This is a genomic window from Crenothrix polyspora (assembly GCF_900163755.1).
In the GTDB taxonomy this organism is placed as follows: Bacteria; Pseudomonadota; Gammaproteobacteria; order Methylococcales; family Methylomonadaceae; genus Crenothrix; species Crenothrix polyspora.
Genome location: NZ_FUKI01000156.1, coordinates 63,487 through 74,553 on the forward strand (window position 1 = coordinate 63,487; position 11,067 = coordinate 74,553).

The window sequence follows — 11,067 nt, forward strand, 5'->3', positions numbered from 1 at the left end:
TATAGCGGATAAATGCAATGTGTAATGTCGGCCAAAAGCCTAAAGGTTTTGCGTTAGTGCTAGTATTATGGGTGCTGAGTTTATTGACGTTAATGGCCGGTAGTTTTGCACTGAGTATGCGCCGTGAGGTGTCAGCGACGGCTTATCTTAAAAATACCGCGCAGGCAACCGCACTGGCCGAATCGGGTATTGCTGTTGCTGAGTACATGATGATGTCGGCAGGACAAAATAACGCTAACGCGCAGCAAGACAGAAACTGGCGCACCGATGGCAGTGTCTATCAAATAATAGCGGGTAATGCGCGGGTGAGGGTTCGATTGCTATCGGAAACAGGTAAGATAAATATTAATTTGGCTGAGCAAGGTTTATTGCGTGCTTTGTTACAGCGTGCGCCCGTACCTGCTAATGCCGGCAAAGATCCGCAGCGCGTTACAAAACTGGTAGACGCTATTTTGGATTGGCGCGATACCAATGCAAATGTCAGACCTAACGGTGCAGAAGAGCATGAGTATTTGGCAGGTTTAAAATATAAACCACGTAATAACAGTTTTAGAACTATTGAAGAGTTACAGCGGGTGTCGGGTATGGATGCTGCCACTTTTACCTGGCTAGTGCCATTAATTACCGTGTATTCAACAGTACCTCAAGTTGATAAAACCGCCTCTGGGGATGTATTGAAGCTGTTACCTGATTTACCCCCTGATGTACTCACACAATTTTTAGAAGCTAGGCTGGCCAGCGCACGTTCTGGTAAACCAATAACAGTGCCAATGGCATCAAAATATATTAACGTGGCGGAGCCTGATGCCAGCCAAAGCAGCGCGGTTAATATTATTGCAGAAGCGCATTTAGAAGATGGCAGTAGCGCAATGCTAAGTGCGGTGGTGATAAAATCGGAGCTGGATCCTGTTACGCCGTTTCAAATAGTGCGCTGGCAACATAATTATGCCAATGAAGTTTCTTTATTTTCAACAACAATGAATGAGTTATTAGTGGCACAGTGCATAGCAAGCCCAAGGGATATAACATGTTGAACCTCAATTCAACCATTGATCTGGATGTTAAAAAATTTTGGCACTGGTGGACGGGTGAACTTAGCTTTTTAGTACCCGATAAGATCAAACAACTGGTCAGTGATAAACGCGGTACGCTGATTGTGCGCCCACAAGGCAATCAATTTATATTAAGCTTTATGGATGGCCAGCACAGCGAGCCGATAGCCCAGCTGGAGCGCAACGAAACGGGCATAGCGCAGTATAAAGAATTATTGAGTAATGACGAGCGTTTGGTTAAAAGCCCGTTAATCATTCGCTTATCAAGCCGCGATGCCATACAAAAAGAGTTGTCGTTACCCAGTGCCGCCAAAGAAAATCTACAGCAAGTGGTGGCCTACGAGCTGGATCGCTACACGCCGTTTAAAGCGGAACAAATCTACTTTGCTGTCAAACCGCTGGATGTAGAAAATGAACCCGGTCAACTGAGGGTTATCTTAATAATCGTATTAAAAGAAACCGTAGACAGTCTTTATGAGGATAGCAAAGCAATGGGCATGTTGCCGTTGTTTATTGATTTTGAAGAAATGGCCAATGATCTTCCGGTACGGCGTGCGCATTACAACTTGCTACCCGAAAAATTACGTCCTAAAACTGCCAATCTGCCACGCGTTGTGCATGGCGCTTTAATCGGTTTGTTTTTAGTGTTATTGGCAACCGCGATGATAATGCCGGTTTGGTTTGAGTATCGGGAAGTGAATGCCTTGCAAGCACGGGTGGATACCATTGAAAAAGAAGCTAAAAAAGTTAATTTGCTGGAGGCGGACATGGATGCCATGCTGAATGAAACACGGCAGTTATTAACCGAAAAAACCACCACCCCAGCATTGGTAGTAATTTTAGATACCTTAAGCACGTTAATTAAGGATAATACGTGGCTGGCTTATGCACAATATTCCGATAAACAATTACAAATGCAAGGCGAATCGCCCAATGCGTCAACATTAATTTCTGTACTGGAAGCCTCTGAAATATTCACTAATGCACGCTTTGTCTCCCCTGTAACGCAAGACAGTGTCAGTAAATTAGAGCGCTTTCAGATTACCGTTGATGCAACGAAAGCAGGAGGCATTGATGGCAGTGGTAAAAAATAATCAAGCTCAACGCGTATTAGCGTTAGGTTTACTGGTTGTCGTCATTTTTTTGTTAGCGGCTTTAATTATTACCCCTATTGTCTCCAAAGGTTTGGCATTACGCGAAACAAAAGAATCGCTGGTTTTTAAGCTGCAAAAATACGAACGTATTTTAGCCAAAAAAGACACTGTGCTAAAAAGCATGGCTAAAATCAGGGCGCAACACCTTGAGCAAGATTATTTTAATAAAGAAAAAACACCCTCGCTGGCTTCGGCTGGCTTACAGGAACTGGTTAAAAAAGCCGTTGTGGACAGCGGTGGGCAGTTAAGTAGCACCCAAGCCTTACCGGAAACTGAAAAAGACAAATTTACCTTAATAACTGTCAGTGTACGCATGACGGGAACAATGGAAACCTTGCGCTCGGTACTTTATAAGCTGGAAACAGCAACACCGCTGATTGTTATTGATCAGATGGATCTTAGGCCGATGCGGGGTAAACGCAACAGGCTAACCCGCAAGCTTGAGCCAAGTAATGATTTAAATGTCAATTTTCAAGCGGTAAGCTTTATGAGAAAGCAGCCTACATGAATATCAAGTTAATTAGATTGTTATCGGTATTGTGCGCTTTGCTATTGGCAGGTATTGCGGGAGAATGGTTTTACGCAAAACAATTGCAAAAAAAGACCTTGGCAGAGCTGAAAGTGGTTGATAAAAAGCCACCTAAAATGGCCGAAATGCCCAGCATTGCATTAACTAAAAAACCAGAGCAGGCCTTTGCGGATATGGTTGATAAGCCGTTATTTATTAAAGGCCGAAGACCTGTACCAGAATCGCCTGAAGATATAAAATTGGCGGTTGCCAAACCTACTGGGCCGTTTAACTGGCAACTTAATGGTATTTATACGGGTCAAGATAAGGCGTTTTATGCTTTGCTAAGCCGCTCGGTACGCACGGCTAAAGGTAATTTTAAAAAACTAACCAAGGGCGCAGATATTGATGGCTGGACATTAAAATCGGTGCAAAAAGATAAAGTTACCCTTAATCAAGGTGGGTTGATAAAAGAATTATTATTACGCAAGCCCAAGCCTAAAATACCAAAAAACAATGTTGTTATGGATCCTAATAATCCTAAGACAGCAGCAGAACTGGCACAGCAGGAATTGTTACAACAACAGCAGTTGCAACAGCAACAAATGCAAGCGCAACCACCCAATCAGCCCGGTATGGAACAGCCGCTGCCCAGTGGCGAACCACCCATAACACCTGAGGCAGCCGCTGAAGCGGCGGCAGCTGAAGAGGCTGCGGCAGCAGAGGGCGTGGCGCCTGATGATAGCGTACCGGAAGGTGAACCGTTGCCAGGTTCTGAAGAGCCTATGCAAGACCCAATTGATGAAATTCCCCAAGAAGATACGAGCACATTCGACAATGGAAACAATGAACAGAATTTTTAAAAAATCAACGTCGGCATCTTATCTTGTTGTCGCTGCGTTAGCCCTGTCAGGGTGTGAGCTGTTAGGGCCTAAGCCCGCGCATAAATTACCGTTGCCAGCCTTGGCTAAAGAGCAATATAAGCAACCGGTTAATTATCAGGAGCTGGAAAATAAGCCGCTGACTGCGGATAATTTGCGTACTAAAATAGAACTATACCCTGCGCGTACACAATTTTCAGAAGCGCCGCCAGTGGCCAAGCACAGCCGTACCATGACTAATGGGGTAGGTACTTACAGTCTTAATTTTGACGAAGCGGATTTGGGTGAGGTGGCTAAGGTTATTTTAGGTGATATTCTGGGGCAAAATTATGTGCTCAGTCCTAAGGTTGCCGGTAAAGTCACCTTACAGACCACGCAAGCCTTATCCAAAGAGGAGTTGTTGCCCACGCTGGAAATGGTGTTGCGGATGAATAACGCAGCGTTGGTTAAAGACGGCAAGATTTTTCATATAGAGCCCAGTACCGAAGCGTTGTACACCTCCGATGTGTCGGCGGGCGGCGGCACGCGCGGCGGTTATCAAACCCGTGTTATCAGCATTAAAAATGTCGGTGTGCAAAACGTGGCCGATATTATTAAGCCGTTGGTACGTGATAAAACCATTTTAAACGTAGATGTTACCCGTAACAGCATGGTGTTGTCTGGTACGCCAGATGAGATGGAGCGGGTAATGGATATGGTCAGTACGTTTGATACCGATGTGTTACGTGGCCGGTCTTTTGCGGTGTTTTCTTTGGCGCATGTTGATCCAGAAAAGGTGATAGAAGAGTTGAATGCTATTTTTGGTAAAAAAGGTGGCAAAGGCGAAGATAACGAGTTTTTCCGTTTTATTCCTATTGAGCGGATGAATGCGGTGTTGGCTATTACCCATCAAGCGAGTTATTTAAAAGACATAGAAAATTGGGTGTTTCGCTTAGATAAGGCGAATACCGCCAGTGGGGGTGGGGTTAATGTTTATAAAGTACAGCATGTGGATGCTGTTGAATTAGCCGATCAGTTAAACAGTATTTTTGGCAATGGCGGCGGTTCGTCTAAAAAAGAGAAAGCCGGAAAAACTGCACCAGGGCAATCTTCCGGTGAAATGACCAATAAAGACAGCTCTAGCTCGGACTCTTCTTCGGATACGTCATCTTCAAGTTCATTATCTTCATCGTCTTCAATATCGAAAAAAAGTTCTAAACGCAGTGGTTCGTCGTCGGGTTCGAGTGGTGATGTTAAAGTAGCCAATGTGGATAATGTTAAGATTATTGCTGATGAAGCCAATAACTCTGTCGTGGTGGTGTCTACGCCGCGAGAATACGCGGTTATGTTGCCGATTATTAAGCAGATGGATATTATGCCATTACAGGTGTTAATTGATGCGACCATTGCGGATGTGACGTTAACAAATAATTTATCATATGGGATTCAGTGGTTTTTAAATAATAAAACGGCAGGGCCTGGCGGCACGATATCGGAAGATCCTATCAGCGGTAGGTCAGTTGCTACAGGTGGAACGGGAAGCTCTCATTTAATGGATCTTGTAGCAGGTGCTGCTATTAATGCAGCTACAGGAGGGATGGGTTATACTTTTTTAAGTAACTCCGGTGATATTAAGATGGTATTAGCCGCTGAAGCAGATAAAGGTAATGTTAAGGTTATTTCTTCTCCTTCATTAATGGTATTAAATAATCAAGAAGCTTCCATAGGTGTGGGTGATGAAATCTCTTTAACAACCGGCTCGCTTTCTGGTGTTACAGGAGGAGGCAATACGAATACCAATGGTTTCAGTAACACTCAAAATCAGCAACGAAAAACCGGTGTTAAATTAAAAGTTAAGCCTCGCGTTAATGCCAGTGGTATGGTCATTTTAGACATTGAACAAAGTGTTGAGGATGTTGATCCTAAAAAAGTAACGGGTGGTGGTAATCCGACTATTTTAACCAGAGAAATTAACAGTTCGGTAGCCGTGCAAAGTGGTGAAACGTTAGTTTTGGGTGGGTTAATTAGGGAAACTAATTCAAATAATAAAGCAGGGATTCCATTTTTGCATGAATTACCGTTGATAGGGCCGTTATTTGGTAATACAGGTGTGGCAAAGAAAAGAACCGAGTTAGTTGTATTAATTACGCCACGCGTGGTGAGAACTTTGCAAGACACCCGTGTTGTTACCGATGAATTTAGACGTAAATTAACGGGTATGTATGAAGATCCTTTAGCTCCTAAAAAGAAAAAAGAATGGTATACCACAGATCAATAGGTTAAAAATGCAAAAATTACACAGTCACTCAGTAAAAATTTTGGTATCTATCAGTTCAGTATTGGCGGGTTTGCTATTAACAAATTTCAGTTGGGCGGATTCTGCCAAAATAAGGTGGGATATAAATGGTCATTCTTATCAGCGTGTTGACGTTATTGCCGTTAAATGGTCTGTCGCTGATCAGGCTTGTGCTGAGAAAGGCGGTTATTTAGCTACGATTACTGGTAGAGAAGAACAAAAATTTATTGATACCCGATTTTTGACGCAAAGCATGGACATACCGCCTAGAGGCTATCATATTGGTGGATTTAAAGAATCTGGCAAATGGAAATGGTTAAATAATGAATCGTGGGCTTATTCGAACTGGTACAAAGAGCATCCTTATGATATTGGAACGCATCTAAGTATTTATAATCCTGGGTATTGGCTGGATAAAGATATAACAAAATACATTGATGGCTACATTTGTGAGTGGAGTAATAATAATTATCTAGGCAATGCGATTGTGCCGGATATTAATAATAACGGAGCGTTAGAATATGCTGTGTTATATCGTGATATTAACACTAAGCATGTTATTGTAATCAAAGACTCAAGCACCCATAATAAATTATCTGCACTGACCTTTCCTGCCGGTAGCGAACCTTCAGTGGGTATGATCGTACTAGAAAAGGCTGGAGCACAGAAAAGTACACTTGGCTTTGGTGTAATTATTTACGATGGGAAAAATACAGTCGTACAGCTTAAAGATATTCACAATACAGCTATCGGCAAAATACCTTTTTTAAGTAGCGGCTATAAACCCCGTTCTATTAGTGTTTCCGCTACAACAATCTCTGTGGTGGGTGTTGATAAAAACGGTAAAGCATTAATGGAAATATACAATAATGCAACTGGAAAGCGATTAAAATTGATATTTTAATTTTATGTCGTCACTTAGTCGCGATAAAAATAATGTGGCTCGGATTAGCTTGCTTATCGTTGGTTGATTGACATTCGTCGATCCCGGTAAGCTTAAAACCCGCTGTCACAATGCAGTCGATCAGGGTTGTTAAAGGCCAGTGATAATCGGTAAAGGTAAGCTTGGTGTCGCCAATAGTTCGGGTTACATCGTAGCGACGACCTTGGGCATAATAGCCTTCAAATTCGGTATTTACCTGCGTGTCATTATTATGTTGCATGTAAGAATTGAAGGCGGGATGGGGAGTGCATAGCACCAGAACACCACCGTGTTTAAGAACGGCGTAGCTTTGCTTGAACACGGACAGTACATCGTGCTTGCTTGGAATAGTCGATAGCATCATGATGGACACGACAGCATCGAAACGCATTTGTTGATCAGAAAGTAGGTGGGAGAATTGCGCTGCCGAAGCGACTAAAAACTCCCCTGTTGGGTGGCATTGGCTCGCTCGCTTAACCATATCGCTGCTTAAATCTATACCGACATAATGTTGATAGCCTTTTTGTCTGGCGTAGGGTAAAAAATGTCCCGCCCCGCAGCCAAGGTCAAGCAGAGCGCTGTTACCAGAAATAGCAGGCAGCGATCTCAACATACCAGGGATAACACGCGTATCCCATGTTTCTGTATGCCCGTAGTGTTCTGCAAAAACACCGTGGTATTGTTTTTTATGGATAGCCATTAAAAATAACAGTTAGTCTCTAAAATTATCAAACTGCAACGGCTGTTCCAGTTTTTCATTTCTCAGCATTTGAATAACATCTTGCAAGTCATCACGATTTTTACCCGTCACCCGAATCTTGTCGCCATTAATAGCGGCTTGCACCTTAAGTTTTTTATCTTTAATCAGCTTGACGATTTTTTTAGCCAATACCGATTCTATCCCCTGTTTCAGAGTAATTTCCTGGTGCATTAATTTGCCACTGCCTTTTGCATCACCCACTTCCATACAGGCAATATCAATACCGCGCCGGCTTAATTTTGCACACACCACGCTGAATATTTGTTGTAACTGAAAAGTAGATTCGGAGGTCATAATAACTTTTTCATCGGTTAATTCGACCGATGACTCGGTGCCTTTAAAATCAAAACGGGTCGTAATTTCTTTTACCACCTGGTCGATGGCGTTTTTAACTTCGTGCTGATCAAGTTCAGAAATAATATCGAAAGAAGGCATATCAAAGTGTATTGTTTAATCGGTAACAAAGACATTCAAGGCTTGCCTGAATGTCCACCTTAAAATCGCTAGCGCTTATAACTCAAACTCAGCGGGGTCAATTGCCAATTCCTTGGCGATTTTTACCGCCACTTTCTTTTCCATATCATCAAAATTGCCATCTGATGATGCAATGGCAATAATCATGCGTACCAATAAACGCGCCGCTTGTGCATTAGATTTCATTTTGCCTAACGCTTGGTAAGCACTGGCTTCACCAATATCTTTGTCAAATTCAAGTTTATTGACAAAATCCTGAAATGCCTTGATAACATCGCTGGTGGTAAAAATAGACAGCGTGTCATTGCTCTCTATAAACTTGATCATTTTTTGCTTTTCTTCTGAGCTGATGCTGCCATCGGCCATAGCAATCAACGCAGAACCTGCCATTGCAGCATTTAAAAAATCTTTGTTTTTAAACTTTAACGCTTCGGTTTTTAACTCGCTGGCTTTGGTTTTTAATTGGCTCAGAAAACTTTCAAAACTCATGTATTTACTCCTAATGGGGATTGGGGGTTAAGATTTTGCTTAATCTTAAACGATTATGCCCTTGTGTGACCAGAGTGTGCAAGGTTTCGTTACTGATGAACCAAAGACGACTTACATGTAAGACAGTTCCGCATAGTCATTTAATGGCAACGATTCTTGCAGGCCATAGTGCTGTTGACGGGTAATAATATCCCGCGCCCAATGCAAGTGAGTGGCCACTTCGCACATGGCATTGTGCATTTTAAATACCGCCGGTGCATGCTCATCGAGCAAACTTATCGCCATGTCATAATCGTCTTGTTCAACCTGATACACCGATTCAATCGCCGCTATTTGTGTTGGATGTATTGCCGTTTTGCCGATTAAACCGTGTGCTAAATCCAGTGCAAGCTCTTTTTTTAGCGTCGCATGATCCTCTAAATATTCAAATACCGGCGATGACAGCGCAAAGCCATAGGGTTTAAAAAGAGTGACTAATTGGGCAATAACTTGACCGATAGGCGTGTCATACAGGGTTAAATACCGAGGTCTACGAATACCCAACAAGCTCATTAAATCATTACCGCCAATGCGTAACATTAAAACCTGCGGTAACAAAGAATGCGCCAATAGCGCTTGGCGTAATTCAGTCATCGCATTAACATCAAATACCTCTTTGGTTTCCAATGTTGGCATAATTTTAAACGCAGTGCCTTGCAACTGATCAAAATACGCAGGCAATATATGGGCATTAAATTTGGGTAGTACAAAGCCATCAATGCGCTCAATATCGGGTAGTGCCAGTAATCGTGCTAGCACTTCTGGATTTCTGACCCGAATAAATCGGTAACGCTGTGGCAAATCTTTAAAGCCTTGCAAGCATAAGCCCAGATGGCGCAAGCTGCTGTCAACATCACTGTCTGCCACCGCATCTTCGGTGCAAAAAATCATTGATCGCAACATGGGTAATTTTTCGCCATTCGCACAATCCATTAAATCACGTCGGTGCGCTGGCATATATAACGGCGCACCTAAAGACCACGGCGAAAAAGATTTGGCGAAAGCAGTCATGATTAAACCTCTTGGATTAAAGCAGCGGCTTGATAGGGCAAATCGCTGCGCACGTCAACGGGAATAGATTTGGTTTGTGCAAGCCAGCGTAAATGCTGGGTTGCGGTATTATGGCTTTCACGCAATAGCAATAGTCTGGCTTTGCGGCGTAATAAAACCCGGGTTGCTTCGCCAATGCCAGGCTTAATATAATTATGATGGCGTACACCATAGCGCTCGGTTATGTCTTGTAAAAACTGCCGAGATACAGCTTGCAGTGCAGGGCGATCCATCGGATTATCACTGGGCATAATTGCCACATTCGATAACTTATCGACAGCCTCTAGTAGGCTATTGATAAAGTATTGCGATAAATCCTGCGCTTGGTAATTTTGGTAATACACACAACCGTGAAAATCGGTGGCGGCGGCGTTTTTATCAAGTACCGTGCGGCTAACCAAACCCGATACTGTTGCATTTAAAATGCACGATGGTATCAAATAATCGTCCGCGCTAGCGGCTATTGTTGCGCTACCTGATAAATCAGTTAACACATACAATTCAGCAGCTACAAAAATACCCGTGTCTTGTGTAAAAATGCGTAAACTTTCCGCTAATTGCCGGGCAATTACGCCTTTTCCAGTCCAGCCATCGACAAACACCAGTGTATCAGGGTGATGTTTGTTTGTTATGTAGTGCAACGCATTGGTATCTAAACCTATATCTCTTACGATGGAAACGGAATAATGCGGCACGTCCATTTTGTAATAGCGTTTTAGGATGTGTTTGAGTAACACCCCTATTGGCGTTCCAGCTCGCGCTAACGACACTAACGTAACGCCTTGTGTTCGTGTTGCCACAATTTGCTGCGCTAAACGCAGTAAGTCGTGTGCCATGCGCTGTTGATTTAATGCCAGTGCTTGATGAAATAATTTTACATAGGCAACCGATGGCAATGCTTCATGCGTCAGTAACTCGGAATAGTGTTTTTGCCCCGACTGTATCAGCGCTTCTTTTAAGTGTACAGGGGTGTTTTGCATTGCCATTGGCTTTAGCAAAAACCGCACGTCCTCAACAGTGTAACTGCCGGTGAAATAATTTACAATCATGATTAATTATATAAGTTTTAGTATTGCAAAAGTGTGACAATCGACAAATTATACTGAAAGTCGATAAGCTCAAAACAGAGGATTGGTTTTTGTTGCGTGCTGCGCGTTAGTAAGTCGTGTGAGGAATTTGGCGACTAACACGGAGCAATTTCAGCGTATATCCGAGGGCGTAACAGCCGTTCGTGGTGATAACGACACATGCTACAGCGTTTTCAACTTAGGAACGCGCACGAAATAACTTGAGCAAGTTCATGCTTCGACAGGCTCAGCACGAACGGTGGTGGCGTTTAAGTTGTTCAAGTTATTTCATGCACGTTCCTTAGGACAGTTACAGCCACCGTTTGTGCTGAGCTTGTCGAAGCATGAACGGCACACTTCGACAAGCTCAGTGCGAACGGTTACGCTGTAACTATT

Annotated in this window: 11 protein-coding genes; 6 read left to right on the forward strand and 5 right to left on the reverse strand. The window is 43.1% G+C overall.

All coding sequences use genetic code 11. From position 1 onward, the window contains the following. The first annotated feature begins 17 nt into the window (after positions 1–17). The 6 genes from CRENPOLYSF2_RS15860 to CRENPOLYSF2_RS15885 are packed head-to-tail and all read left to right on the forward strand — an operon-like array spanning position 18 to position 6,774. Complete coding sequence (locus CRENPOLYSF2_RS15860; protein WP_245808027.1) at positions 18–1,034, forward strand: type II secretion system minor pseudopilin; 1,017 nt, start codon at positions 18–20, stop codon at positions 1,032–1,034. Continuing rightward, positions 1,028–2,146 carry a PilN domain-containing protein gene (locus CRENPOLYSF2_RS15865; protein ID WP_087144924.1) on the forward strand — a complete coding sequence of 373 codons (1,119 nt, stop codon included), beginning with the start codon at positions 1,028–1,030 and terminating at the stop codon, positions 2,144–2,146. Before CRENPOLYSF2_RS15860 ends, CRENPOLYSF2_RS15865 begins: the two co-directional genes overlap by 7 nt. Beyond that, positions 2,127–2,714: a type II secretion system protein GspM gene (gspM, locus tag CRENPOLYSF2_RS15870; RefSeq protein WP_087144925.1), complete on the forward strand. Its 588-nt coding sequence runs from the start codon at positions 2,127–2,129 to the stop codon at positions 2,712–2,714. Before CRENPOLYSF2_RS15865 ends, gspM begins: the two co-directional genes overlap by 20 nt. Then, positions 2,711–3,577 (forward strand): hypothetical protein, encoded by an 867-nt coding sequence (locus CRENPOLYSF2_RS15875; RefSeq protein ID WP_087144926.1) that lies wholly within the window; start codon positions 2,711–2,713, stop codon positions 3,575–3,577. Before gspM ends, CRENPOLYSF2_RS15875 begins: the two co-directional genes overlap by 4 nt. After that, complete coding sequence (gene gspD / locus CRENPOLYSF2_RS15880; protein ID WP_087144927.1) at positions 3,561–5,852, forward strand: type II secretion system secretin GspD; 2,292 nt, start codon at positions 3,561–3,563, stop codon at positions 5,850–5,852. Before CRENPOLYSF2_RS15875 ends, gspD begins: the two co-directional genes overlap by 17 nt. A 7-nt stretch (positions 5,853–5,859) precedes the next feature. Continuing rightward, positions 5,860–6,774, forward strand: a complete 915-nt coding sequence (locus CRENPOLYSF2_RS15885) for a lectin-like protein (protein WP_087144928.1) — start codon at positions 5,860–5,862, stop codon at positions 6,772–6,774. A gap of 10 nt (positions 6,775–6,784) precedes the next feature. On the opposite strand, the gene CRENPOLYSF2_RS15890 is transcribed toward CRENPOLYSF2_RS15885, so the two are convergent. The 5 genes from CRENPOLYSF2_RS15890 to CRENPOLYSF2_RS15910 form a co-directional block, all read right to left on the reverse strand. Next, entirely contained in the window at positions 6,785–7,492 is a 708-nt protein-coding gene (locus tag CRENPOLYSF2_RS15890; protein WP_087144929.1) for a class I SAM-dependent methyltransferase, read from the reverse strand. A gap of 12 nt (positions 7,493–7,504) precedes the next feature. Beyond that, positions 7,505–7,987: a YajQ family cyclic di-GMP-binding protein gene (locus tag CRENPOLYSF2_RS15895; protein WP_087144930.1), complete on the reverse strand. Its 483-nt coding sequence runs from the start codon at positions 7,985–7,987 to the stop codon at positions 7,505–7,507. A 75-nt stretch (positions 7,988–8,062) separates the two neighbouring features. Further along, positions 8,063–8,515: a tellurite resistance TerB family protein gene (locus tag CRENPOLYSF2_RS15900; protein ID WP_087144931.1), complete on the reverse strand. Its 453-nt coding sequence runs from the start codon at positions 8,513–8,515 to the stop codon at positions 8,063–8,065. A 111-nt stretch (positions 8,516–8,626) separates the two neighbouring features. Then, positions 8,627–9,565, reverse strand: coding sequence for an HpcH/HpaI aldolase/citrate lyase family protein (locus CRENPOLYSF2_RS15905; protein WP_087144932.1), 939 nt, complete (start codon positions 9,563–9,565; stop codon positions 8,627–8,629). 2 nt (positions 9,566–9,567) lie between these two features. Then, positions 9,568–10,653, reverse strand: a complete 1,086-nt coding sequence (locus tag CRENPOLYSF2_RS15910) for a cysteine protease StiP domain-containing protein (RefSeq protein WP_176371143.1) — start codon at positions 10,651–10,653, stop codon at positions 9,568–9,570. Between the last annotated feature and the right edge of the window lie 414 nt (positions 10,654–11,067).

Bases quoted from the DNA above. Each gene is read 5' to 3' on its own strand.
- CRENPOLYSF2_RS15860 (WP_245808027.1), top strand. From the start codon at position 18: ATGTGTAATGTCGGCCAAAAGCCTAAAGGTTTTGCGTTAGTGCTAGTA.
- CRENPOLYSF2_RS15865 (WP_087144924.1), top strand. From the start codon at position 1,028: ATGTTGAACCTCAATTCAACCATTGATCTGGATGTTAAAAAATTTTGG.
- gspM (WP_087144925.1), top strand. From the start codon at position 2,127: ATGGCAGTGGTAAAAAATAATCAAGCTCAACGCGTATTAGCGTTAGGT.
- CRENPOLYSF2_RS15875 (WP_087144926.1), top strand. From the start codon at position 2,711: ATGAATATCAAGTTAATTAGATTGTTATCGGTATTGTGCGCTTTGCTA.
- gspD (WP_087144927.1), top strand. From the start codon at position 3,561: ATGAACAGAATTTTTAAAAAATCAACGTCGGCATCTTATCTTGTTGTC.
- CRENPOLYSF2_RS15885 (WP_087144928.1), top strand. From the start codon at position 5,860: ATGCAAAAATTACACAGTCACTCAGTAAAAATTTTGGTATCTATCAGT.
- CRENPOLYSF2_RS15890 (WP_087144929.1), bottom strand. From the start codon at position 7,492: ATGGCTATCCATAAAAAACAATACCACGGTGTTTTTGCAGAACACTAC.
- CRENPOLYSF2_RS15895 (WP_087144930.1), bottom strand. From the start codon at position 7,987: ATGCCTTCTTTCGATATTATTTCTGAACTTGATCAGCACGAAGTTAAA.
- CRENPOLYSF2_RS15900 (WP_087144931.1), bottom strand. From the start codon at position 8,515: ATGAGTTTTGAAAGTTTTCTGAGCCAATTAAAAACCAAAGCCAGCGAG.
- CRENPOLYSF2_RS15905 (WP_087144932.1), bottom strand. From the start codon at position 9,565: ATGACTGCTTTCGCCAAATCTTTTTCGCCGTGGTCTTTAGGTGCGCCG.
- CRENPOLYSF2_RS15910 (WP_176371143.1), bottom strand. From the start codon at position 10,653: ATGATTGTAAATTATTTCACCGGCAGTTACACTGTTGAGGACGTGCGG.